Source organism: Bradyrhizobium sp. SZCCHNS3052 (genome assembly GCF_032484495.1).
In the GTDB taxonomy this organism is placed as follows: Bacteria; Pseudomonadota; Alphaproteobacteria; order Rhizobiales; family Xanthobacteraceae; genus Bradyrhizobium.
Window position 1 is genome coordinate 243797 of record NZ_JAUETB010000003.1, and the last position, 22976, is coordinate 266772.

The 22976-nt window shown below is 65.9% G+C and carries 22 protein-coding genes; 10 read left to right on the top strand and 12 right to left on the bottom strand.

What is annotated here, in order from left to right; genetic code table 11:
• Positions 1 to 123: 123 nt before the first annotated feature.
• The 5 genes from QX073_RS12700 to QX073_RS12720 all read left to right on the top strand — a co-directional run bounded on the left by QX073_RS12700 (position 124) and on the right by QX073_RS12720 (position 7402).
• The gene (locus tag QX073_RS12700) at positions 124 to 936 is read left to right on the top strand and encodes a DUF1295 domain-containing protein (protein ID WP_316225842.1); all 813 of its coding nucleotides are present in this window, start codon (positions 124 to 126) and stop codon (positions 934 to 936) included.
• 12 nt (positions 937 to 948) lie between these two features.
• Positions 949 to 1977, top strand: a complete 1029-nt coding sequence (locus QX073_RS12705) for a cyclopropane-fatty-acyl-phospholipid synthase family protein (protein WP_316201457.1) — start codon at positions 949 to 951, stop codon at positions 1975 to 1977.
• 285 nt (positions 1978 to 2262) lie between these two features.
• Entirely contained in the window at positions 2263 to 3459 is a 1197-nt protein-coding gene (locus QX073_RS12710; RefSeq protein WP_315713900.1) for an efflux RND transporter periplasmic adaptor subunit, read from the top strand.
• A 6-nt stretch (positions 3460 to 3465) separates the two neighbouring features.
• Positions 3466 to 6621 carry a multidrug efflux RND transporter permease subunit gene (locus QX073_RS12715; protein WP_316201456.1) on the top strand — a complete coding sequence of 1052 codons (3156 nt, stop codon included), beginning with the start codon at positions 3466 to 3468 and terminating at the stop codon, positions 6619 to 6621.
• 184 nt (positions 6622 to 6805) lie between these two features.
• The gene (locus QX073_RS12720) at positions 6806 to 7402 is read left to right on the top strand and encodes a hypothetical protein (protein ID WP_316201454.1); all 597 of its coding nucleotides are present in this window, start codon (positions 6806 to 6808) and stop codon (positions 7400 to 7402) included.
• A gap of 248 nt (positions 7403 to 7650) precedes the next feature.
• Here QX073_RS12720 and QX073_RS12725 read toward each other — a convergent pair whose 3' ends face one another.
• The 10 genes from QX073_RS12725 to tkt form a co-directional block, all read right to left on the bottom strand.
• Positions 7651 to 8442, bottom strand: a complete 792-nt coding sequence (locus tag QX073_RS12725; RefSeq protein WP_315713903.1) for an inositol monophosphatase family protein — start codon at positions 8440 to 8442, stop codon at positions 7651 to 7653.
• A gap of 129 nt (positions 8443 to 8571) precedes the next feature.
• Complete coding sequence (locus tag QX073_RS12730; protein ID WP_316165772.1) at positions 8572 to 9654, bottom strand: tetratricopeptide repeat protein; 1083 nt, start codon at positions 9652 to 9654, stop codon at positions 8572 to 8574.
• Positions 9655 to 9664: 10 nt separating this feature from the next.
• Positions 9665 to 10342, bottom strand: a complete 678-nt coding sequence (locus tag QX073_RS12735) for a thiamine phosphate synthase (RefSeq protein WP_316165770.1) — start codon at positions 10340 to 10342, stop codon at positions 9665 to 9667.
• Positions 10342 to 11364: a class I fructose-bisphosphate aldolase gene (locus tag QX073_RS12740; RefSeq protein WP_315826025.1), complete on the bottom strand. Its 1023-nt coding sequence runs from the start codon at positions 11362 to 11364 to the stop codon at positions 10342 to 10344. Before QX073_RS12740 ends, QX073_RS12735 begins: the two co-directional genes overlap by 1 nt.
• A gap of 374 nt (positions 11365 to 11738) precedes the next feature.
• Positions 11739 to 12806 carry a class II fructose-bisphosphate aldolase gene (fba, locus tag QX073_RS12745; RefSeq protein WP_316225843.1) on the bottom strand — a complete coding sequence of 356 codons (1068 nt, stop codon included), beginning with the start codon at positions 12804 to 12806 and terminating at the stop codon, positions 11739 to 11741.
• Positions 12807 to 12998: 192 nt separating this feature from the next.
• Complete coding sequence (locus QX073_RS12750) at positions 12999 to 13268, bottom strand: hypothetical protein (protein WP_316225844.1); 270 nt, start codon at positions 13266 to 13268, stop codon at positions 12999 to 13001.
• Between the two features lie 46 nt (positions 13269 to 13314).
• Positions 13315 to 14505 carry a phosphoglycerate kinase gene (locus QX073_RS12755; RefSeq protein ID WP_315826028.1) on the bottom strand — a complete coding sequence of 397 codons (1191 nt, stop codon included), beginning with the start codon at positions 14503 to 14505 and terminating at the stop codon, positions 13315 to 13317.
• Positions 14506 to 14531: 26 nt separating this feature from the next.
• Complete coding sequence (locus QX073_RS12760) at positions 14532 to 14675, bottom strand: hypothetical protein (RefSeq protein WP_315713910.1); 144 nt, start codon at positions 14673 to 14675, stop codon at positions 14532 to 14534.
• A gap of 105 nt (positions 14676 to 14780) precedes the next feature.
• Complete coding sequence (gene gap, locus QX073_RS12765) at positions 14781 to 15788, bottom strand: type I glyceraldehyde-3-phosphate dehydrogenase (RefSeq protein ID WP_315752612.1); 1008 nt, start codon at positions 15786 to 15788, stop codon at positions 14781 to 14783.
• Positions 15789 to 16001: 213 nt separating this feature from the next.
• The gene (tkt, locus tag QX073_RS12770; protein ID WP_316225845.1) at positions 16002 to 17987 is read right to left on the bottom strand and encodes a transketolase; all 1986 of its coding nucleotides are present in this window, start codon (positions 17985 to 17987) and stop codon (positions 16002 to 16004) included.
• Positions 17988 to 18255: 268 nt separating this feature from the next.
• On the opposite strand from tkt, the gene QX073_RS12775 reads away from it, so the two are divergent.
• The 3 genes from QX073_RS12775 (at position 18256) to QX073_RS12785 (ending at position 19796) form a co-directional block, all read left to right on the top strand.
• The gene (locus tag QX073_RS12775) at positions 18256 to 18606 is read left to right on the top strand and encodes a DUF4164 domain-containing protein (RefSeq protein ID WP_315713913.1); all 351 of its coding nucleotides are present in this window, start codon (positions 18256 to 18258) and stop codon (positions 18604 to 18606) included.
• Positions 18603 to 18986: a cell division protein ZapA gene (locus tag QX073_RS12780; protein WP_284423241.1), complete on the top strand. Its 384-nt coding sequence runs from the start codon at positions 18603 to 18605 to the stop codon at positions 18984 to 18986. The genes QX073_RS12775 and QX073_RS12780 overlap by 4 nt, the downstream gene beginning before the upstream one ends.
• Positions 18987 to 19226: 240 nt before the next feature.
• On the top strand, positions 19227 to 19796 hold the full coding sequence (locus QX073_RS12785) for a hypothetical protein (RefSeq protein ID WP_316225846.1): 570 nt from the start codon (positions 19227 to 19229) through the stop codon (positions 19794 to 19796).
• 111 nt (positions 19797 to 19907) lie between these two features.
• On the opposite strand, the gene QX073_RS12790 is transcribed toward QX073_RS12785, so the two are convergent.
• Entirely contained in the window at positions 19908 to 20294 is a 387-nt protein-coding gene (locus QX073_RS12790) for an ester cyclase (protein ID WP_316225847.1), read from the bottom strand.
• A 64-nt stretch (positions 20295 to 20358) separates the two neighbouring features.
• A complete protein-coding gene (locus QX073_RS12795; protein ID WP_316225848.1) occupies positions 20359 to 20562 on the bottom strand; it encodes a hypothetical protein in 204 nt (67 codons plus the stop codon).
• Positions 20563 to 20773: 211 nt separating this feature from the next.
• Between QX073_RS12795 and QX073_RS12800 the strand changes: the two genes are divergently transcribed.
• Positions 20774 to 22042: a serine hydrolase domain-containing protein gene (locus QX073_RS12800; RefSeq protein ID WP_316193526.1), complete on the top strand. Its 1269-nt coding sequence runs from the start codon at positions 20774 to 20776 to the stop codon at positions 22040 to 22042.
• Positions 22043 to 22045: 3 nt separating this feature from the next.
• Complete coding sequence (locus tag QX073_RS12805; RefSeq protein ID WP_316193527.1) at positions 22046 to 22687, top strand: glutathione S-transferase family protein; 642 nt, start codon at positions 22046 to 22048, stop codon at positions 22685 to 22687.
• The last annotated feature ends 289 nt before the right edge of the window (positions 22688 to 22976 follow it).

A 22976-nucleotide genomic window follows, 5' to 3' on the forward strand; every position in this document is an offset into this window, starting at 1 on the left:
GCGGGAAAAAAGCCGCGATCAGCGCAATCCCGTCCCTGCGCGGAACTATGGCTGAAACCGGCGGGCATCCGCGGCGTAGTTAGTCCCGTGGCTCATATCTAACGGGAACGCCCTGGCTTTGTCATGACCGTCGTTGAATATCTGCAGGCGCTGCTGACGATGGCCGTGGCGATGTCGGTGCTGATGGGGCTCGCCTGGGTCGTGCAGCAGCGCACCGGCAACTCCGGCTGGGTCGACACGATCTGGACATTTTCCGTCGGGCTGGTCGGCGCCGCCGGCGCGATCTGGCCCGCCGGCGGCGCCGCCCCCAACGCGCGGCAGTGGCTGGTCGCGGTGCTGGTGGCGGTCTGGTCGCTGCGGCTCGGCGGCCATGTCGCAGCGCGCAGCCGCGGCATCTCCGACGACCCGCGCTACGCGGAGTTTGCCCGGCAATGGGGTGCGGCCGCACCGCGAAAGATGTTCCTGTTCCTGCAGCAGCAGGCCTGGGGCTCGATCCCGCTGGTGTTCGCGATGTTCGTCGCCGCCCATGCGCCGGCCGCCGAGCTTCGGCTGCAGGACTATCTCGGCATCCTCGTGCTGTTCGCAGGCATCGCCGGCGAGGGCGTCGCCGACGCTCAGCTCAAGGCGTTTCGCGCCGATCCCGCCAACAAGGGCAAGGTGTGCGACGTCGGCCTGTGGCGCTGGTCGCGCCATCCCAACTATTTCTTCGAGTGGGTGTGCTGGCTGTCCTATCCGGTCATCGCGCTGTCGTTCGACCATCCGTGGGGCCTCGCCAGCCTGCTCGCGCCATTGTTCATGTACTGGATCCTGGTCCACGTCACCGGCATCCCGCCGCTGGAACAGCAGATGCTGCGCTCGCGCGGCGATCGCTACCGGGCCTATCAGGCGCGCACCAGCGCGTTCTTTCCCCTGCCGCCAAATCCTTTTACGAAGTAACGGAGCCACCGCATGAGCTTCATCTCGACCATCATCGGCGCCGCCGAGCGTGTGCCGCTGCCCGATGCCGTCATCCGCTCGGCAATCTCCGAATTGTGCGCGCGCACGGCGGCGCGGCTCGGCGGGGCCGATGCGATGGGTGACGCGGAGTTCGCCCGCCTGCTGACGACGCGGCCGATCGCCGAGCATACCGACGCGGCGAACAGCCAGCACTATGAGGTGCCGGCGGCGTTCTTCGCCCGCGTGCTCGGGCCGAACCGCAAATACTCCTGCTGCTTCTACAAGGAGCCGGTCTCGACCCTGCGGGAGGCGGAGGAGGAGGCGCTGCGCCAGACCGTCGCCAATGCCGATCTCCAGGATGGCCAGACCATTCTGGAGCTCGGCTGCGGCTGGGGCTCGCTGTCGCTGTTCATGGCCCGGCAGTTCCCGCGTGCGAAGATCACGGCGGTCTCCAACTCGCACTCGCAGCGCCGCGCGATCGAGGAGATGGCGGCCGCGCGCGGCCTGCTCAACCTGCGGGTCGTCACCGCCGACATGAACGGGTTCGCTCCCGACGCGCGCTTTGATCGCATCGTCTCGGTCGAGATGTTCGAGCACATGATGAACTGGCGCGAGCTGCTGTCGCGGGTCCGGTCATGGCTCCTGCCGGACGGCTGCCTGTTCATGCACATCTTCACCCACCGCACCGGATCCTACCTGTTCGACCGCAACGATCGCGAGGACTGGATCGCGCAGCACTTCTTCACCGGCGGCATCATGCCGAGCCACGGCCTGATCCGGCAGTACGCGGATCTGTTCGCGGTCGAGAAGGAATGGCGCTGGAGCGGCACGCATTATCAGCGCACGGCACGGGACTGGCTCGCCAATTTCGATGCCGATTACAACCGCATCCTGCAGGTGCTGCAGCCGGTCTATGGCGACGACACGGCGCTGTGGATGCGCCGCTGGCGCTGGTTCTTCCTCGCCACCGCGGGTCTGTTCGGGCACGACGAAGGCCGTGAATGGGGCGTCAGTCACTACCGCCTGCGGCCGGCGAACTAATTTGTTCGCTGCGGCGGGATGCCGCAGTGTCGTAGGGGGATTCGCGTTTCGCTGTGCGGAACCTGCTGGGAACCTGCTGCCACAAAGCACTCACAATTAGGTGAGTCCCGAAAAAGCTTGATCTATCAGTTATGTAGTTCGTGTGACATCAAGCCGCCCGGGTTTCGCGTTGCGTCGCAGCAGCTCTTTTCTATGTTGCAGCAAGGCGAGCGCCAGAATGGCGCCATGACTGGGCCATCCGGTCGACTAGTTTTCATCATCATCATCGAGGGGGCTCCTCCACGCATGTCACGTTTTCGCGCGTCGCTGGTCAGCAGTGCATTGATGCTCGCGGCCGCCGCGCCGCTGCTGGCCGGCTGTAACGACCCCATCCAGGCTCAGGCCTCCGCCAATGAGCAGATCGTCATTCCGGACGTCGGCATCGTGACCGTCGAGCAGAAGGCGCGAGCGATCGTGCGCGAGCTGCCCGGCCGCATCGCGCCGACCCGCGTCTCCGACGTCCGTCCGCGCGTCTCGGGCATCATCGTCGAGCGGCTGTTCCGCCAGGGCAGCGAGGTCAAGGCGGGCGATCCGCTCTATCGCATCGATCCGAAGCCGTTCGAGGTGGAGATCCTGTCGAGCCGGGCGGCGCTGGCCAAGGCCGAGGCGGTGCATGAGCGCGCGGTGCAGCAGGCCCACCGCATCAGCCTGCTGTTCAAGGAGCGCGCAGCCCCGGCGGTCGAGAACGAGAAGGCGATCTCGACCGAGCGCGAGGCAGCGGCCGACATCGAGGCCCGCAAGGCCGATCTTGCGCGTGCCCAGCTCAATCTCGACTATGCGACCGTGCGCGCGCCGATCGACGGCATCGTCGGCGCGGCCCAGGTCAGCGAGGGCGCCATCGCGGTCCAGAACGAGACCTCGCTGGTCACGATCCAGCAGCTCGATCCGATCTATGCCGACTTCACCCAGTCGGTGAGCGAGCTCAACCGCCTGCGCCGGGCGTTCGAGTCCGGCGACCTCGACCAGATCGCGCCCGACGCGATCAAGGTCCGTCTCGTGCTCGACGACGGCACGCCGTATTCGATTCCGGGCAAGCTCCTGTTCTCCGACGCCAAGGTCGATGCCGCCACCGGTCAGGTCACCTTGCGCGGCGAGTTCGCCAATCCGAAGCGCGAGCTCCTGCCGGGCATGTATGTCCGCGTCCGCATCGAGCAGGGCATCGACAGCGACTCCGTCGGCGTGCCGCAGCAGGCGGTGCAGCGCAACGCGGCCGGCGGGTCCGAGGTCTACGTCATCCGCGACGACAACCGCGCGATCGCCAGGCCGGTGCGCACCGGCCCGACCCAGGATGGCCTGGTGCTGATCACCGACGGTCTGCGCGCCGGCGACAAGGTCGTGGTGGACGGCTTCCAGAAGTTCGCCGCCGGCGACAGGGTCGCGCCGCAGGTCTGGACCGAGGTCAGCGCCGCGACGCAGCTCGAATCGAAGTCGGCGACGCGGTAAGTCGCCATGCCGAGCTTCTTCATCGACAGGCCGATCTTCGCCTGGGTGGTCGCGCTGTTCATCTGCCTGATCGGCGCGATCGCGATTCCGCTGCTGGCGGTGGCGCAATATCCGATCATCGCGCCGCCCTCGATCTCGATCTCGACCAGCTACCCCGGCGCGTCGCCGGAGAATCTCTACAACAGCGTGACGCGGCTGATCGAGGAGGAGCTCAACGGCGCCTCCGGCATTCTCAACTTCGAATCCACCAGCGATTCGCTCGGCCAGGTCGAGATCACGGCGAACTTCGTGCCGGGCACGTCGACCAATGACGCCTCGGTCGAGGTGCAGAACCGCCTCAAGCGTGTCGAGGCGCGGCTGCCGCGCGCCGTCATCCAGCAGGGCATCCTGGTCGAGGAAGCCTCCGCCGCGGTGCTGCAGATCATCACGCTGCAGTCGACCGACGGCAGCCTCGACGAGGTCGGCCTCGGCGACTTCATGATCCGCAACGTGCTCGGCGAAGTCAGGCGCATTCCCGGCGTCGGCCGCGCCACGCTGTATTCGACCGAGCGCTCGCTGCGCGTCTGGCTCGATCCCGCCAAGCTGATCGGCTACGGCCTCACTGCCGACGACGTCACCAAGGCGATCGGCGCGCAGAACGCGCAGGTCGCCTCGGGCAGCATCGGCGCCGAGCCCGCGACGACCTTGCAGCGCACCTCGGCTCTGGTGCTGGTCAAGGGCCAGCTCGATTCGCCCGACGAGTTCGGATCGATCATCCTGCGCGCCAATCCCGATGGCTCGACGGTGCGGCTGCGCGATGTCGCGCGCGTCGAAATCGGCGGCCTCAGCTATCAGTTCAACACCCGCCTCAACGGCAGGCCGACCGCGGGTCTCTCGGTGCTGCTGTCGCCGACCGGCAATGCGCTGGCGACCGCGAGCGCGGTCGAGGCCAAGATGAAGGAGCTGTCGCGCTTCTTCCCCTCCAACATCAGCTATGAGATTCCCTACGACATCACGCCGGTGGTGAAGGCGTCGATCAAGCGGGTGCTGATGACCCTGGTCGAAGCCGTGGTGCTGGTGTTCGTGGTGATGTTCCTGTTCCTGCAGAACATCCGCTACACCATCATTCCGACCATCGTGGTGCCCGTGGCGCTGCTCGGCACCTGCGCAACGCTGATGCTGGTCGGCTACTCCATCAACATGCTGACGATGTTCGGCATGGTGCTCGCGGTCGGCATCCTCGTCGATGACGCCATCGTCGTGGTCGAGAACGTCGAGCGCATCATGACCGAGGAGGGGCTGTCGCCGAAGGAGGCGACGCGCAAGGCGATGGGCCAGATCACCGGCGCCATCATCGGCATCACGCTGGTGCTGATGGCGGTGTTCGTGCCGATGGCGTTCTTCCCCGGCTCGGTCGGCATCATCTACCGGCAGTTCTCGGTCACCATGGTGGCGGCGATCGGCTTCTCGGCGCTGCTGGCGCTGTCGCTGACCCCGGCGTTGTGCGCGACGCTGCTGAAGCCGGTCACGGCCGGCCACGGCCACGCGAAGAAGGGCGTGTTCGGCTGGTTCAACCGCTTCATGGACAACAGCCGCAACCGCTACACCGGCGTGGTCGGCGGCGCGCTGAAGCGCACCGGACGGCTGATGCTGATCTATGCGATCTTCCTGGTCGGGCTGACCTTCGCCTTCATCCAGTTGCCCGGCGGCTTCCTGCCGGTCGACGACCAGGGCTTCATCACCACCGACGTCCAGACGCCGGCGGACTCGTCCTACGCGCGGACGCAGGCCGCGGTGGAGGCCGTCGAGAGGTATCTCGCCAAGCGCGAAGGGATCGAGGACGTCACCTTCCTGACCGGCTTCAGCTATGCCGGCCAGGGCGTCAACACCGCCCAGGCCTTCATTTCGCTGAAGGACTGGTCGGAGCGCGGCAAGCGTGACAGCGCCGCGGCGCTGGTCGCCGACATCAATCGCGATCTCGCCGGCTTGCGCGACGCCAAGATCACGGCGCTGCAGCCGCCGCCGATCGACAATCTCGGCAACTCCTCGGGCTTCAGCTTCCGCCTGCAGGACCGCGGCCAGAAGGGCTATGCTGCGCTGACCGCTGCCGCCGACCAGCTGATCGCGGAAGCCAATGCGAGCCCGGTGCTGCAGAAGGTCTATGTCGAGGGTCTGCCGCCGGGACCCCAGGTCAATCTGATGATCGACCGCGAGAAGGCCGGCGCCTTCGGCGTCACCTTCGAGGACATCAACACCACGATCTCGACCAATCTCGGCTCTACTTACGTGAACGACTTCCCGAACCGCGGCCGCATGCAACGCGTCGTGGTGCAGGCCGACCGCATCAGCCGCATGAACGCGGACGACATCCTCAACTACAGCGTCAAGAACGCCAAGGGGCAGCTGGTGCCGTTCTCGTCGTTCGCGACCATCCAATGGGCCAAGGGACCGAGCCAGATCGCCGGCTTCAACTACTATCCGGCGATCCGCATCTCCGGCGAGGCCAAGCCGGGCTACACCTCGGGCGATGCGCTCAAGGAGATGGAGCGGCTCGCCGCCAAGCTGCCGCGTGGCTTCGGCTATGAATGGACCGGACAGTCGTTGCAGGAGAAGCTGTCGGGCTCGCAGGCGCCGCTGCTGCTCGGTCTCTCGGCGCTGGTCGTGTTCCTGTGTCTCGCTGCGCTCTACGAGAGCTGGACGATCCCGCTCGCGGTGCTCTTGACCGTGCCGCTCGGCATACTCGGCGCCGTCGTCGCCGCCAATCTGCGCGGCCTGTCCAACGACGTGTACTTCACGGTGGCGCTGATCACCATCATCGGTCTCGCCGCCAAGGACGCGATCCTGATCATCGAGTTCGCCAAGGATCTGCGCGCCCACGGCAAGCCGCTGGTTGCGGCGACGATCGAGGCCTGCTCCTTGCGCTTCCGCCCGATCATCATGACCGGTCTCGCCTTCGTCTGCGGCGTGCTGCCGATGTCGATGGCGACAGGCGCCGGCGGTGCCAGCCAGCAGGCGCTCGGCACCAACGTGATGGGCGGCATGATCGCGGTGGTGATCCTGGCGCTGTTGATGGTCCCCGTGTTCTTCGTCTCGGTCCAGCGCGTGCTCGCGGGGGATCGGGAGAAGACGGAGCCGGTGGCGGAGCTTGAGGCTTATGGGCCGCCGGCGCCGGCGAAGCCGTGAGTGAGGTTGAATAGGCCTTTTCGGAGGATTGTGCCGCGGTCTTGCCTCACAGGCGCTCCGCTTCCCTCTCCGCCAGGGGGAGGGGAGCACACCGCTCGTGCCGGGAGAACGGAACTCCACCGACGCCGGCTGGAGTTCGCCACTCTCCGCGTGTATGCTCCCACAGCATGTAAACGGTCACGGCATGTCGATGGTCTCTCGCAAATCTGTCTTCGCAATCGCGCTTGCTGGTCTCTCCCTTGTCAGCCACGCGGCTCACGCCCAGTCGGGCCCCGTGAAATACTGGCTGCCGGGCTGGCCGGTCGGCTTCAGCGATGCCGGCAGCCTCGACTCCTACGGCAACTTTCCGAGCTTCACGACGAACGGCAGCGACAGCGGCTTCTTCTCGCGGCGCTACAGCGTGACGAACAATTGGGCGGCGCTTTCGGGAGTCGGCCTGAGCCCGAACATCGTCAATCGCTATGGGGCACTCGGCTCGTATACCACCGAGGGCGCGCAATACGGCTACACGTTCAAGAGCGGCGTCAGCCTCTACGGCGGCTTCGACACGCTGAAATACAATCCCGGCCTGGGCGGCCCGTTCGCAACATTCGACGGACGCTCGACGTCTACGCCGGCCTACGCGATCAATGGCGGCGTCGAGTTCAAGCCGACATCCAATGTCAGCCTGTCGCTCGGCTTCAGCTATGCCGGCCAGTCATCCGACCGCGTCGACAGCGACATCAATTCCCCGGCATTGCCCGGCGCGACGCCGCAGGCGTTCACCAGCGGGCGCAGATAGCGTTCAGGCTGTAGATAGCTTTCCGGCGGTAGAGCTCGGCCGCCAACTCCATCCTCGGCGTCGTCCCGGAGAAGCGCGCGTATGCGCGCAGATCCGGGACCCATACCCCCAGGGAGATGTTTGAGGCGCGCAGGTCGCCCCATCTCGCTCCATCAGAACAGCCGGTGGTTATGGGTCCCGGCTCAAGGCCGGGACGACACCGTATGTGAAGCGAGCGGTGCGAACGGCGTGGCCGCGCAGAATCAAAGCTACGCCGCCGCCTTCAGCACCTTCACGAGCTCGCGGTGAATGACCTCGTTGCCGCACACGACGTGCCCGGTCGCCAGCGCGTCCTCCTTGCCGTCGATGCCCGACACGGTGCCGCCGGCCTCGCGCACCATGATCAGGCCGGCCGCGATGTCCCAGGGCTGCAGGTCGCGTTCCCAATAGGCGTCGAAGCGACCGGCGGCGACGAAGGCGAGGTCGAGCGAGGCGGCGCCGAAGCGGCGGAGCCCTGCGACCTTGACCTGCAGCGAGGTCATCTCGCGCAGGAACAGCTGGTGGTCGCCGCGGCCGATATGCGGCAGGCCGCAGGCGATGACGCATTCATGGAGCTGGCGCCGTGCGGCGACGCGCAGCCGCTGGTCGTTGAGGAACGCGCCCTTGCCGCGCTCGGCGATGTAGAGCTCGTCATTGGCGGGATTGTAGATCACGCCGGCGATCACGGTGTCCTCGCGCTGGAGCGCGATCGAGATCGCGAATTGCGGGATGCCGTGCAGGAAGTTGGTGGTGCCGTCGAGCGGATCGACGATCCAGGTGTGCGACTTGTCGCTGCCTTCCCGCTTGCCGCCTTCCTCGCCGAGAAAGCCGTAGCCGGGCCGGGCCTTCGAGAGGTCCTCGTACAGCATCTCCTCGGCTTTCTTGTCGGCGCGGGAGACGAAGTTCGCCGGGCCCTTCAGCGACACCTGCAGGTGCTCGATCTCGCCGAGATCGCGCTTGAGGTTGCGGCCGGCGCGGCGCGCGGCCTTGACCATGACATTGATGAGGGCGGAATGGATCATGAGCTCGATGCGCTGGGCTGACCGCACCTCGCGGTGCGCGCCTTCCCCGGAAGCGGACGAAGGCGGGTGAAATGGCTGGCTGTGGGTGCCCTGCCGGGGCCGCCGCGTCAAGGCCGGATCAGCGGCCGATCACTTGATGGTGCCCAGCCAGCGCTTGGCGGCCTGTTCGCCCTTGGCGCGGTCTTCGGGGGGCATGTCGGCGAATTTCTCGTCGAGCTTGGGATCGCCCTTGCCGGCTGTCTTGGCCACCAGGTGCCATTTGTAGGCCTCGACCTTGTCCATCTGGGTGGCGATTCCATACAGCAGCACCCATGCCAGTCGGTTCTGGGCGACCGGGCTGTTCTGCCGCGCGGCCCTGCGCAGCAGCGCGATTGCCGCGGGCTGGTCCTTCGGCACGCCGGTGCCGTTGAACAGCGCGATCGCGTATTCGACCTCGGCGTCGATATTGTCGGCGACCGCGGCCGCCTTCAGCAATTGGGCGGCCTTCTCGAGGTCTTTCGGCACGCCGGTTCCTTCCTTGTAGAAGGTCGCTAGCGCGTATTGCGCCTCGGCGTTGCCGGCATCCGCAGCAAGGCGCAGCAGCTCGGCCGAGCGTCTGAGGTCCTGCGGAAAGGTCTGGCCGTCGAGATAGAGCAGCGCGAGATTGTAGGCCGCCTTGGGCTCGCCGAGCTTGGCGGCGGAGGCCAGCAGCTTGACCGCCTCGAGCTTGTCGACAGGGCCGCCGCGCCCGGCCAGCCGCATCATCGCCAGCGCGAACATCGCTTCGCGGTCGCCGGCCTCGGCGGCGCGTTTGTACCAGATCGCCGCCTTGTCGTAGTCGCGGCGGATGCCCATGGCGTTTTCGTAGAGCTGGCCGAGCATCGCCATGGCCTTGGGGTCGCCGGCCTGGGCGCGCGGCGACGCCAGATCGAACGCGGTCTTGTACTGGCCGCGCTGATAGGCGCCGTAGACCACGTCGACATTGGGATCATTGGCGGCGGGCTGTGGCGTCGCGGCCGGCGCCGGGGCGGCCGGCTTGGCCGACGGGGCAGGGGCTGGCTTCTTCGCAGCGGACGGTGCCGGCGGCTTGGGCCTCTCCGCCGGCCTTTCGACCGGCTTGGGCTTTTCCGTCGGCGGCTGCTGAGCAGGCGGCGTCAACGAGATCTGCGCGGCCGCGCCCGTCGTCGCCATGGCGAGCGCAGCAACAACACATGTCAGGCGCAGGATCGTCATCGGCGGCCGTTCAGCTCTGTCCCGGCGCGTCGGCCAGCACGGCCGTATGCGCGCTCCGGATCGCGGCGCTGATCTCGTCAAGAGCGGCGGCCGGACCGCGGGCGTCGTTCCAGACGAGGTCGTCGACCAGCACGAAATCGGCTCCCGCGGCGACGAAGTCCGCGGCTTCCTTGAGCGAGATCGCATAGCCGACGCAGGGCGGCTCGAACAGCTCGGCCCACCAGGCCAGGCGCTCGTTGACGGCATCCGGCGAGGGCCGCCGGCCCTGCGCGTCGCGCTCGCCGAACAGCACATAGTCGGCGCCAAGCTCGCCGGCACGCATCGAATCATGCCGTGTCGACAGGCCGCCGCAGCCGGCGATGCGGTCCGGCTTCAGGCCGGGCAGCGCCTCTTCCAGCGCGGCGACGCCGGTCAGATGCGCGCCATCGGCGCCGGCGCGGGCCACGATGTCGGGATGGCCGTCGATCAGCAGCGCCGCACCGGCGCCCTGGATCGCCGGCGCCAGCGTCTTGACCGTCGTGATCATGCTGCGCGGATCGCTCTCCTTCAGCCGCACCAGCACCGCCGCCACATCGGCGCTGGCGAGGATCGCCGGCAGGCCGGCGGCCAGCGCCGCCGCGTCGGTCACGACCGGCGTTGCTAGATACAGGCGCGGCGCGGGCCGCGCGGATGTCGTCTTGCCGGACACTAGGCGGCCTCTTTCTCGAGCGCGGCGGTCCACTGGCCGCGGCTGGCAAGCGCGTTCATGCGAGCGCGGTGGGTGAAGGCCCGCTGGCCGGTAGCGACGTTCGCCGCCTTGCCGGCCCATGCCTGTTGCGGCGCGGCCTGCAACGCACGGCCATAGGAGAAGGTCAGCCTCCAGGGCAGCGGACCGAGCCGGTTCATCGCGTCGAGATGCGCGGTCGCGCTCTCGTCGGATTGTCCGCCGGACAGGAAGGCGATGCCGGGCACCGCCGCAGGCACGCATTCCTTCAGCAGTTGGACGGTCCTTTCGGCGACCTCCTGCACCCCGGCCTGGTCCGGCGATTGCTTGCCCGGGACCGCCATGTTGGGCTTCAGGATCATGCCTTCCAACGCGACGCGCTGGATGCGCAATTCACGAAACACCTCGTTCAGGACGCGGCGCGTGACGTCGAAGCAGCGAGCGATATCATGATCGCCGTCCATCAGCACCTCCGGTTCGACGATCGGCACGATGTTCGCGGCCTGGCACAGGGCGGCATAGCGGCCGAGCGCATGCGCGTTGACATGGATCGCTGTCATCGAAGGGATGTTGTCCTTGTCGATATCGATCACGGCCCGCCATTTGGCGAAGCGCGCACCCAGCGCGTAGTACGTCGCCAGCCGATCCGCAAGCCTGTCGAGCCCGGCCGTGACCCGCTCGCCGGGGCAGCCGGGCAGCGGTTGCGTTCCCTCGTCGACCTTGATGCCGGGAATGGCGCCGGCCGCTTCGATCAGCTTCACCAGCGGGGTGCCGTCGGCGGCGTTCTGCCGGATGGTTTCGTCATAGAGAATGACGCCGGAAATGAACGACATGCCTGCGCTGCGGAACAGCATCTCGCGATAGTCGCGGCGGTTCTGTTCGGTCGATTCGACCTTGATGGCATCGAAGCGCTTCTTGATCGTCCCGGTGGATTCATCGGCGGCGAGAATGCCCTTGCCCGGCGCGACCATGGCAAGGGCCGTGGTGTTCAGTGCGGAGAGGTTCATGCTTGGCTCCAGACGCACCTGCCCTGCCCATCAAAATAGACGGTTCTCGGGCGGTTGCCGAGCAAACATTGGCCGCAGGTGAGGCGGACTCTCGGAGAGGTGAAGGGGAGGTTGCTGATGGGGCAACCTTGTCAACTCAGCGGCAGTCGGCTCCCCTCCCCGTACGGGCGGGGCGATCGCATTTGACGAAATTCGGCAATCGCGGCACGAGCTGCTGCCAACGAGTTACTCCCTCATGGCCGGGACAAGCCCGGCCATGAGGGAGTGGAAAAAGGCGGGCGCAAGACGTAAAGCGCCAGATGCGATAGCCCTACCCGCAAGGGGGAGGGGAGCACACCGAGTTCAGGGCGAAGGTCGAACTACACGACGAACGCTCACGCGACCTTCGGGGCGAGCTCACCCTTGGCGTAGCGCTTGGCCATCTCGGCCGTCGTCAGCACGCGCTTGATCTTCGAGGCCTGGCCGGCGGTGTTGAACTCCTGCAGGCGCTGCTTGCACAGCTTGGCCATCGCCTCCATCGCCGGCTTCAGGTACTTGCGCGGATCGAATTCCTCCGGGTGCTCCGACAGCACCTTGCGGATCTGGCCGGTCATCGCCATGCGGTTGTCGGTGTCGATGTTGATCTTGCGGACGCCGTTCTTGATGCCGCGCTGGATCTCGCTGACCGGCACGCCCCAGGTCGGCTTCATCTTGCCGCCATAGGTGTTGATGATCTCCTGCAGATCCTCCGGCACCGAGGACGAGCCGTGCATCACCAGATGCGTGTTCGGCAGCTTGCGGTGGATCTCCTCGATCACGTTCATGGCGAGGATGTCGCCGTCCGGCTTGCGCGTGAACTTGTAGGCACCGTGCGACGTTCCCATCGCGATCGCGAGCGCGTCGACCTGGGTCTCGCGCACGAACTTCACGGCCTCGTCCGGATTGGTCAGCAGCTGGTCGTGGGACAGCTTGCCCTCGGCGCCGTGGCCGTCCTCCTTGTCGCCCATTCCGGTCTCGAGCGAGCCGAGCACGCCGAGCTCGCCCTCGACCGAGATGCCGCCGAGATGCGCCATGGTGGCGACCGTCTTGGTGACGCCGACATTGTAGTCCCAGTCAGCCGGGGTCTTGCCGTCGGCCTTCAGCGAGCCGTCCATCATCACCGAAGTGAAGCCGGACTGGATCGCGGTCATGCAGGTGTCGGGACCGTTGCCATGATCGAGATGCACGCACACCGGAATGTGCGGATAGATCTCGGTGACCGCGTCCATCATGTGCTTGAGCATGACGTCGTTGGCATAGGAGCGGGCGCCGCGCGAGGCCTGGATGATGACGGGCGCGTCGACCGCATTGGCCGCCTCCATGATCGCCAGCGCCTGCTCCATGTTGTTGATGTTGAAGGCCGGGACGCCGTAGTCATTTTCCGCCGCGTGGTCGAGCAATTGACGCAACGTGATACGAGCCATGGCTGGAACTCCCTGATTAAGAATTGGACGGTGCGGCGGCTGACGCACGTGTCGAAACTGCTGCACCGTGCATAACGCGGTGGTCGGGAGATTCCAAGGGTTGCGGGCGACGCAGGCGACCAGACCCGGGCTGTCAGCTGCCATTCACAGGTTAGCAGCCAAATCCGTCGCAACGGACACGTAAGAGCCGACTCAGCTCTTCCTGGCTTCGAGAGCCGCGATGCGCTCTTCGACCGCGCTGACCCGCTCGTCGAAGTCGCTCGCCGCCGCGCGCATCATGACCAGCATGCCAGCGGAATCGCGACGCTGCTTGCGGATCAAGGTTTCCAAGCTATCGAACCGCGTCTCGGTCGATTGCCTAAACGACCCAAGCTCAGATCGAAACTCAGCCCGGAGCGCAACGATGCTTTCCTGAATCTTGATCAGGATCGAGTGCACAGCGTCTATCGGGGTGTCAGCCATGGAAGGAACATAACAGAAACATCCATGGCCGACAAGCGTGGAAAGATCAGGCCTTCAGCACCTCGACGCCCGGCAGCGGCTTGCCTTCCATCCACTCCAGGAAGGCGCCGCCGGCGGTCGAGACATAGGTGAAGTCCGAGGCAACTCCGGCCTGGTTGAGCGCGGCGACGGTATCGCCGCCGCCGGCCACCGAAACCAGCTTCTTGGCCTTGGTGCGCTCGGCCGCGTGCTTGGCGGCGACCATCGTGCCGCGGTCGAACGGGGTCAGCTCGAAGGCGCCGAGCGGACCGTTCCACACCAGCGTCGCGGCGTCGTCGATCGCGGCATGGATGCGGGCGGTCGACTGCGGGCCGACGTCGAGGATCATGCTGTCCGGCGGGATGGCGTCGAGACCATAGGCGAAGGACGGCGAGTTGGCCGCGAAGTGATAGGAGACGGTGGCATCCACCGGCAGGATGATGGCGCAGTTCGAGGCCTCGGCCTTCTCCATGATCCTGAGCGCGGTGGCGGCGAGATCCTTCTCAGCCAGCGACTTGCCGATCTGCACGCCCTGGGCGTGCAGGAAGGTGTTGGCCATGCCGCCGCCGATCACCAGCGCATCGACCTTGGTGACGAGGTTTTCCAGCAGGTCGATCTTGGTGGAGACCTTGGCGCCGCCGACGATCGCGATGACCGGCTTGGCCGGCCGTCCCAGCGCCTTGTCGAGCGCGTCGAGCTCGGCCTGCATGGTGCGGCCGGCATAGGCCGGCAGCTTGTGGCCGAGGCCTTCGGTCGAGGCGTGGGCGCGGTGCGCGGCGGAGAAGGCGTCGTTGACCCAGATGTCACCGAGCTTGGCGAGCTCGGCGACGAACGCCGGATCGTTCTTCTCTTCCTCCTTGTGGAAGCGCGTGTTCTCCAGGCACAGCACGTCGCCGTCCTTCATCGCGGCGATGGCGGTCGCCGCCGGCTCGCCGATGCAGTCGTCGGCAAAGGCGACAGGACGCTTGATCACCTGCGAGAGCGCAGTGGCGACCGGCTTCAGCGAGTCCTTGGCATCGCGCCCCTTCGGCCGGCCGAAATGCGCGAGCAGGATGACCTTGCCGCCCTTGGTCGCGATCTCATTGATGGTCGGCGCGACGCGCTCCAGGCGCGTCGCATCGCTGACGTGGCCATTCTCCATGGGCACGTTGAGGTCGACGCGCAGCAGCACGCGTTTGCCTTTGACATCGACGTCGTCGAGGGTGCGGAATTGTTTCATTGAAGCCACCGTTGAACGAGGGACTATCAGGGCTGATTGTAGCCGTTGGTGTTTTCCGGCGGATCGCCTTCCTGCTTCGTCGTCACCCGCATGCCTTGGCGGAAACCATAGGCAATCAAGCCGATCAGCAGCAGCGCGCCGGGGATTCCAAGCCAGTTGGGAAGGGTCATCGCGCTTCCTCAGTCGTCATTCCGGGGCGGTCCGCAGGACCGCACCCGGAATCTCGAGATTCCGGGTTCGATGCTGCGCATCGCCCCGGAATGACTGGCAGGTGGTTACAGCAGCTTGCCGATCGCGACGGCGGTGTCGGCCATGCGGTTGGAGAAGCCCCACTCGTTGTCGTACCAGGACATCACGCGCACGAGGTTGCCGTTCATGACCTTGGTCTGGTCCATGTGGAACGTCGAGGAGTGCGGATCGTGGTTGAAGTCGATCGAGACGTTCGGCGCGGTGGTGTAGCCGAGCACGCCCTTGAGCTCCTGCTCGGCGGCGCGCTTCATCGCCTCGTTGATTTCCTTCGGATCGGTGTTGCGCTTGGCGACGATCTTGAGATCCACCACCGAGACGTTCGGCGTCGGCACCCGGATCGCGACGCCGTCGAGCTTGCCCTTCAGATCGGGCAGCACCAGGCCGATCGCCTTGGCCGCGCCGGTCGAGGTCGGGATCATCGACATCGCCGCCGCGCGGCCGCGATAGAGATCCTTGTGCATGGTGTCGAGTGTCGGCTGGTCGCCGGTGTAGGCGTGGATCGTGGTCATGAAGCCGGTCTCGATGCCGACGGTGTCGTTCAGCACCTTGGCGATCGGCGCCAGACAGTTGGTGGTGCAGGAGCCGTTGGAGACGACGAGGTGATCCTTGGTCAGCGTCGTGTGATTGACGCCGTAGACGATGGTGGCGTCGGCGCCGTCGGCCGGGGCCGAGACCAGCACGCGCTTGGCGCCGGCGGTCAGATGCGCGGAGGCCTTGTCCTTGGAGGTGAAGATGCCGGTGCATTCCAGCGCGATGTCGACGCCGAGGTCCTTCCAGGGCAGCTTCGACGGATCACGCTCGGCGGTGACCTTGATCTTGCCGTTGCCGATATCGATCGTGTCGCCGTCGACGGTCACGGTATGGGGGAAGCGGCCGTGCACGCTGTCGAAGCGCAGCAGGTGGGCGTTGGTCTCGACCGGGCCGAGATCGTTGATGCCGACCACCACGATGTCCTTGCGACCCGATTCCGCGATGGCGCGCAGAACGTTGCGGCCGATGCGGCCAAACCCGTTGATCCCGACCCGGACTGCCATTTTCGTCTCCTTCAATGACGTTTCTCGTCCCTCGCAGCCGGCCCCTGGCAAGGGCTCTACGAGGGTTTGGACCTGTTGACGCCCGGTTCTGCCGGGCGCGAGCGGACGATATGGCCCTTTCGTAGTCCTTTTTTTGCGCTCGCTCAACCGTCGCGAATCATGTTCGCGCGGCGCTCCTGATTTGGTGAACCGCCGCGCAGGATCGAGTGGGCTTTACGCCAGCCGCTGTACGGCCGCCGCGACAGCCGCCTCGGCGGTGATGCCGAAATGCTTGTAGAGCTCCTTGGCCGGGCCGCTCTCGCCGAACGAATGCATGCCGATGAAGATGCCGTCCTGGCCGATCACCGCATCCCAGCCCCAGCGCACCGCGGCCTCGATGGCGATCTTGACCGGAGCGTTGCCGATGATCTTGGCCCTGGCCTCGGCCGGCTGCTCGAGCAGCACCTCCAGCGACGGCACCGAGACGACGCGGGCTGGGATGCCACGCTCGGCGAGCTGCTTCTGCGCGGCCACGGCGATCTCGACCTCGGAGCCGGTCGCGAACAGCGACACCTTGGCCTCGCCTTGCGCGGCGACGAGCTCGTAGCCGCCCCGGCTGCACGGATTGTCCGTCGGCGCATTGGTGCGCAGCTGCGGCAGGTTCTGCCGCGTCAGCGCCAGCACCGTCGGGCCGTTGGTGCGGTTCAGCGCCAGCTCCCAGCATTCGGCGGTCTCGACCGCGTCGCACGGCCGGAACACGCGCATGTTGGGGATCGCGCGCAGCGCGGCCAGATGCTCGACCGGCTGGTGCGTCGGGCCGTCCTCGCCGAGGCCGATCGAATCATGCGTCAGCACATAGACGACGCCCGCGCCCATCAGCGCCGACAGGCGCATAGCACCGCGCGCGTAGTCCGAGAACACCAGGAAGGTGGCGCCGTTCGGCGCGAAGCCGCCATGCAGGAAGATGCCGTTCATGCAGGCGGCCATGCCGTGCTCGCGGATGCCGTAATGGATGAAGCGTCCCTTCGGCGTCTTGGCCGAGAACGAGACGGCCGACTTCGCCTTGTTGTTGTTGGAGCCGGTGAGGTCGGCGGAGCCGGCCACGAACTCGAACGGCATGGCGGCTGCGATCACCTCGATCGCGGCCTCCGACGATTTGCGGGTGGCGACGTTGAGCGGGGTCTCCAGCAGCGCCTTCTTGTGGTCCTTCAGCGCCTTCGCCAGCGCGGCGGGCCGCTCGTGGCGCAGCCGCCGTTCGAACTCGGCGCGCTTGCGCGGGCCCATCTCGCCGAGCCGGGTCTCCCACTCCGCCCGTGCGGTTGCGCCGCGGCGGCCGGCCTCGCGCCAGGCGGCGAGCACGTCGTCGGGCACGGAGAACGGCTCCTGCGAAATGCCGAGCTTCTCCTTGGCGCCCTTCAATTCCTCCGCGCCGAGCGCCTCGCCATGCACCTTGGAGGTGCCGGCCTTGGTCGGCGCGCCGTAGCCGATGGTGGTCTTGCAGGCGATCAGCGACGGCTTCGACGACTTCTGCGCCCGCGCGATCGCGGCCGCAATCGCCTCGGGATCATGGCCGTCGATCAGCTCGGCGGCCCAGCCGCACGCCTTGAAGCGCTTCACCTGGTCGACCGAGTCGGCGATCGACAGCGGGCCGTCGATCGAGATGCCGTTGTCGTCCCACAGCACGATCAGCTTGTTGAGCTTCCAGTGCCCGGCCATCGCGATCGCTTCCTGGGAGATGCCCTCCATCAGGTCGCCGTCGGAGGCCAGCACATAGGTGTGGTGGTCGACGATCTTCTTGCCGTATTCGGCCTGCAGCATCTTCTCGGCCAGCGCCATGCCGACCGCGGTGGAGATGCCCTGGCCGAGCGGGCCGGTGGTGGTCTCGATGCCCTTGGTGCGGAAATTCTCCGGATGGCCGGGGGTGAGCGAACCGACCTGGCGGAAGCGCTTGATCTGGTCGAGCGTCATCTCCTCGTTGCCGGTCAGATACAGCAGCGCATAGAGCAGCATCGAGCCGTGGCCGGCCGACAGCACGAAGCGGTCGCGATCCGGCCAGGCGGGCGCTGCGGCATCGTATTTCAGCACGCGGGTGAACAGCACGGTGGCGACGTCCGCCGCGCCCATCGGCAGGCCAGGATGGCCCGATTTCGCCTTTTCGACGGCGTCCATTGCGAGCCCGCGGATGGCGTTGGCCATGCGGGAATGATCGACCTGCGTCATGCTGGAATCCGTCCAAACGTGAAATGCTGATGACAGGAGCGCCGCCGGTATTGCTGGCGGGCCGGGATTTTGCGGGCTGATTAGCACCTCGGTTCCGGGAATCAAAGGTTCTGCAACGCCGGGAACCTCCCAAAAGTTGCTTAGTAGTGCATAGTTTCGGCCGAGCGTTGCGCTTGGCTCGCCCACCACGTAAGATTTTGCCCGTAACCGCTTGCCGGACAGCGCTTTTGTCGCATCCCGCTTGCTCCGAGGGCCTCGCATCCGTGCCATGAACGATCACCCTGCCAATCTTACCGGCCAGGTGGAACCCGGCGCCGCCGATCTCGAGGCGGCGACGCGGCGACTGATGACGGCCCTCGACGCGCTGGAGAGCGCGGTCGAGCGGCGGCGCGAGGCGGATCGTGACGAGGACGAGCTGGCGACGCGCATCCAGGCGCTCGGCGCCGACCGCTCGCGTCTCGCCGACGAGCTCGACGGCTCCCTGATGAAGACGCGCCGGCTCGAGCGCACCAACCGCGAGATCGCCGAACGCCTGGACACCGCGATCGGCACCATCCGCGCGGTGCTCGCTGGCGGCGACGGGCAGGACGCCGCCCATGATGATGAGGACGAGGAATGAGCCACATCAACGTCACCATCAACGGCCGTCAATATCGCATGGCCTGCGAGGAGGGCCAGGAGCTGCGGCTGCTGAAGCTCGCGGAGAGTCTCGAGACGCGCATCACCAATCTGCGCGGCAAGTTCGGCGAGATCGGCGACGCCCGGCTCACCGTGATGGCGGCGCTCACCGTGTGCGATGAGCTGATCGATGCCAATCAGCGCGTCCAGGTGCTGGAGCAGGAGCTCGAAGGCCTGCGCAACGTCCGCAACCAGGCCAGCGACCGCGCCCGTGCCACGCAGGTCGCGGTGGCGAAGGCGCTGAACGCCGCCGCCGAGCGCATCGAGCGCACCACACAGGTGCTGAACCGCACCATCGGCGGTGGTGTGGCGATCGGGTAGGGGTATCTCGGGGCCGGCATCAGAGCGAACGGCCGCAAAGGGCGGCGTTGTCAACGCAGATGGCCTTTGGCTTTCGTCTTGGCCGCAGTTCTTCTCCGCGGCTTCGATTTACGTATTGCTATCAGGATTCTCCTCATCCGTCACTGGTCTAGCGACGAGGTTGGAGCAGCTTGAAGTTGTTATTTGTTCCGTTGTACATTTTATTGGTTGGGTGTGTTTTTTTATTTTGGGAGGACTCCAGTGAAATGCCTTTTGAGCGTGTTGGTCGCAGTCGTCTTCGGCGCCTCCACAGCAAGTGCACAATCGCAAGCGGTGTATCGCTATGACATCGGCGTCATAGATAACTCCATCAAGTGCGAGCTCGGTCAGGTGGCTAAGCTATTAGCCCGCTCAAGTCCTGTGCCGCCGGCCGTTCGCATGGTTGCCGCAATCAATGTAAGTGGTGAAGACGTTGTTTCTCGAAAAATTTCCGGTGGAATCGACTTTTTTGGGAAGTTCGGCGGCGGGTATGAGAAGAAGGCCGGACGTAAGCGCGGTATGGAAGGTGTCCGCAATATCCACGTCGACAACAGTGTCAATTGTCGGAAGAGAAATATTGTCGATGTAGGTGTGCTGTCTTGCTTCCAAGAGCAGGCGCCGGCGTTCGTCGCAGGACAGACGATCACGTGCAACGATAGTTCTACCGCCACATCGAATGTGAATGCTGGAGGAAAGTTCCAAATATTTGTCGTCGGGGCCGAAGTCTCGGGTGAACTTGCTAACACGCGAACTTGGACGATCGATCTTGTAGCTCCGCCACGACCGAAGTAGCAATCGACAATCTGGCGCGTGTCGGGCCCGCATTTCTTTCGGTTGCGACAGGTGTGCTGGCCCGCATCTGTCATCATCATTCCGTGTCCTTCAACGCCTGGAATGATGATGTCACAGCTGCGCCTCCATCGCCGCCTTGTCGATCACCGACCACACCTCCGCGATCCTGCCGTCGCGGAATTCGTAGAACACGTTCTCCGTGAAGGCGACCCGCCGGCCGTTGACCGGCAGCCCGAGAAACGCGCCACGCGGCGTGCAGTCGAAGTCCAGCCGGCTCGCGACGCGCGGCGGGTCGGATAGCAGCAGGCCGATGTTGAAACGAAGGTCGGGGATGTCGGCGAAGTTGCCGATCAGCATGTCGCGATAGCCGGCAAGTCCGATCTGCCGGCCGTTGTGGACGACATGCTCGTGCACGAAATCGCCGAGCACCGGCCAAGCCTGCGCATTCAGGCACACGATGTAGGCGCGATAGTGATTGGCGAGTTCGGGTCCGGTCATGGCGCTGGGTCCGTTCGAACGAGAGCAGGCAACTTCTCGCAAGGGCAACGGTTCCGACCAGAAATCAAAGGCCTCCCAAGATCAGCGCGATGGCTTGCAACGGCAATGCAGCAGCCACTGCGCCGATGACCAGACCGACGAGGCCGAGGACGACGGAACCGATCCAGCCCCCCGAATGAAAGCCGACGGTTGCACCGACGAAGGCTCCCGTCGCAAGCGTACAGATGGCCCAGAGCGTGTGAAGGATGAGTCCGATCGTCCTCAGCATGCGTGATCTCGCGTGTCAGCGGTCTCGCCCGTCCCCCTCCGATTGGTCGCGCGGATACGCCGTTGTGCGGCAGCGAGGCCGATCACGTCATCGCGATGCGATCGTGTTGCGACCGCTTGTCGTTCCTCCCTGTGTCCTCTACTCATTGTCCAGGCGGAGCCATTGAATCCCGTGGCGACAAACGGGATCGTCCGCGCATCAGGGAGTGCGCATGAAGACGCTGCTCAAGGCGGCCGTAGCCACAGCCTTCACCATGATCATCACGCAGCTCGCGGCCGCGCCGCTGCCGGAAGCCAAGCCCGACGAGGTCGGCTTCTCGCCGGCGGGTCTCGCACGCATGGATGATTTCTTCGCTCGCGAGATCGCCGCCAAGCGCGTGCCCGGCGCCGTCGTGGCGATCGCGCGTGACGGCAAGCTCGTGCATTACAAGGCCTACGGCCAGCTCGATCCGGTCAAGGGCACGCCGATGCCGCTCGACGCGATCTTCGCCCTGGCCTCGATGACCAAGCCGATGACTGCGGTCGGCGGGCTGATGCTGATGGAGCAGGGGCGGCTGCCGCTGCAGGCCAGGCTCGCCGACTACTATCCGGCATTCGCCGACATGAAGGTCGGCGTCACCCAGGAGAACGGAGCGCTGCTGCTGGTGCCGCAGGCCCGCCCCATCCTGATCCATGATCTCTACCGCCACACCTCGGGCCTGATGTATGGCGGCCGGCCGGACAGCTCGAGCGCGGTGGCGCGGCTCTATCCCGACGGCACCGCGCCTGCGATCGAAGGCGACACCCAGGCGTTCATCGAGCGCATCACCAAGCTGCCGCTGGCGCATCAGCCCGGCACGCAGTTCGAATACGGCTTCTCCATCGACGTGCTCGGCGCCGTGATCGAGAAGGTCAGCGAGCAGCGGCTCGGGGAATATCTGTCGGCCAATCTCTGGAAGCCGCTCGGCATGGCCGATGCGACGTTCGCGCCGACCGACGCACAGCGCCCGCGGCTGGCGCATCCGTTTCCGAACAATCCGCTGACCGGCAAGCCGCAGGCGATCAAGCTGCTGGACACGCCGACCAAGTCGGACTGCGGCGGCGTCTGCTCGTTCGCCACCATCGGCGACTACGTCCGCTTCGGCCAGATGCTGCTCAATGGCGGCGAGCTCGACGGCGCGCGCATCCTGAGTCCGAAGACGGTGCACCACATGACCTCCAACCATCTCGGGCCCGAGATCAAGAACACCGTCGCCAATGTGGAGCCGCATCGCGCCGGCTTCAGCTTCGGGCTCGGCGTCGCCGTGCGCGTCAGCGAGGGCCTGTCGGCGGTGCCCGGCAATCCCGGTGAGTTCAGCTGGAACGGCGCCTATGGCACGCAGTTCTTCTGCGATCCCAGGGAGCGTCTCGTCGTCGTGGTCGGCACGGCGGCGCCCGGGGACTTGCGCAAATATTATCGCGAGCAGGTGCAGGACATCGTCTATGGCGCGATGGTGAAATAGCGCATGCTCACGGTTCATCACCTCGGCAAGTCGCAGTCCGAACGTATCGTCTGGCTCTGCGAGGAGCTGGAAATTCCGTACGAACTGAAATGCTACACGCGCGACGCCCGGACGATGCTGGCGCCGCCCGAGTACAAGGCGCTGCATCCGATCGGCGCGGCGCCCGTGATCACCGATGGCGATCTCGTGCTCGCCGAATCCGGCGCGATCGTCGACTACGTCACCGCGACCTACGGCCAAGACCGCTTGCGGCCTGGGCCTGATGATCCCAGCTTCGCGCCGTTCCTCTACTGGCTTCATTTCGCCAACGGTACGTTGCAGGCGGCGATGGGCCGACTGATGATCCTCAACCGGCTGCATCTGCCCGACGACAATCCGGTTCTCGGCGCCATCAGGGCGAGGCTCGACCGTGCCTTCGCGCTGGTCGAGGCGCGTTGCGGCGAGGTGGATTATCTCGCGGGAAACGCGCTCACCACCGCCGACATCATGACCGTGTTCTCGCTTACCACCATGCGCTACTTCCTGCCCTACGATCTCGGACCCTTCCCCAACATCCGCGCCTATCTCGCCCGCATCGCTGCGCGCCCGGCCTATCAGCGCGCGATGGCCAAGGGGGATCCGGGGATGGCGTTGTTGTTGAGCTGATCGTCGCGGGTCGGAAGATCGCTTTGGCGGCTTGCTCGGTGTACCTCGCCCCGCTTGCGGGGAGAGGTCGGATTGCATCGTCAGATGCAATCCGGGTGAGGGAGTACAGGTCTCACGACGTGCACTCCCCGTGCGTCGGCCCCTCACCCCAACCCTCTCCCCGCGAGAACAGGGAGAGAGAGCTGACTGCCCGAGCCGCCATATCTCGTCTCACTATTTTTCAGCGTCTCGCAACACGCCAGCGTTAGGGCGAGAATGCAAATGAACTTATGGTCGACAGCCCACCACC

Coding starts and splice junctions, on each gene's coding strand:
- QX073_RS12730 (WP_316165772.1), bottom strand. CDS start 9,654: ATGACGATCCTGCGCCTGACATGTGTTGTTGCTGCGCTCGCCATGGCG.
- QX073_RS12790 (WP_316225847.1), bottom strand. CDS start 20,294: ATGACCGGACCCGAACTCGCCAATCACTATCGCGCCTACATCGTGTGC.
- QX073_RS12755 (WP_315826028.1), bottom strand. CDS start 14,505: ATGAAACAATTCCGCACCCTCGACGACGTCGATGTCAAAGGCAAACGC.
- QX073_RS12725 (WP_315713903.1), bottom strand. CDS start 8,442: ATGATCCATTCCGCCCTCATCAATGTCATGGTCAAGGCCGCGCGCCGC.
- gap (WP_315752612.1), bottom strand. CDS start 15,788: ATGGCAGTCCGGGTCGGGATCAACGGGTTTGGCCGCATCGGCCGCAAC.
- QX073_RS12710 (WP_315713900.1), top strand. CDS start 2,263: ATGTCACGTTTTCGCGCGTCGCTGGTCAGCAGTGCATTGATGCTCGCG.
- QX073_RS12795 (WP_316225848.1), bottom strand. CDS start 20,562: ATGCTGAGGACGATCGGACTCATCCTTCACACGCTCTGGGCCATCTGT.
- QX073_RS12805 (WP_316193527.1), top strand. CDS start 22,046: ATGCTCACGGTTCATCACCTCGGCAAGTCGCAGTCCGAACGTATCGTC.
- QX073_RS12700 (WP_316225842.1), top strand. CDS start 124: ATGACCGTCGTTGAATATCTGCAGGCGCTGCTGACGATGGCCGTGGCG.
- QX073_RS12780 (WP_284423241.1), top strand. CDS start 18,603: ATGAGCCACATCAACGTCACCATCAACGGCCGTCAATATCGCATGGCC.
- tkt (WP_316225845.1), bottom strand. CDS start 17,987: ATGACGCAGGTCGATCATTCCCGCATGGCCAACGCCATCCGCGGGCTC.
- QX073_RS12750 (WP_316225844.1), bottom strand. CDS start 13,268: ATGGCTGACACCCCGATAGACGCTGTGCACTCGATCCTGATCAAGATT.
- QX073_RS12760 (WP_315713910.1), bottom strand. CDS start 14,675: ATGACCCTTCCCAACTGGCTTGGAATCCCCGGCGCGCTGCTGCTGATC.
- QX073_RS12720 (WP_316201454.1), top strand. CDS start 6,806: ATGTCGATGGTCTCTCGCAAATCTGTCTTCGCAATCGCGCTTGCTGGT.
- fba (WP_316225843.1), bottom strand. CDS start 12,806: ATGGCTCGTATCACGTTGCGTCAATTGCTCGACCACGCGGCGGAAAAT.
- QX073_RS12740 (WP_315826025.1), bottom strand. CDS start 11,364: ATGAACCTCTCCGCACTGAACACCACGGCCCTTGCCATGGTCGCGCCG.
- QX073_RS12800 (WP_316193526.1), top strand. CDS start 20,774: ATGAAGACGCTGCTCAAGGCGGCCGTAGCCACAGCCTTCACCATGATC.
- QX073_RS12705 (WP_316201457.1), top strand. CDS start 949: ATGAGCTTCATCTCGACCATCATCGGCGCCGCCGAGCGTGTGCCGCTG.
- QX073_RS12715 (WP_316201456.1), top strand. CDS start 3,466: ATGCCGAGCTTCTTCATCGACAGGCCGATCTTCGCCTGGGTGGTCGCG.
- QX073_RS12775 (WP_315713913.1), top strand. CDS start 18,256: ATGAACGATCACCCTGCCAATCTTACCGGCCAGGTGGAACCCGGCGCC.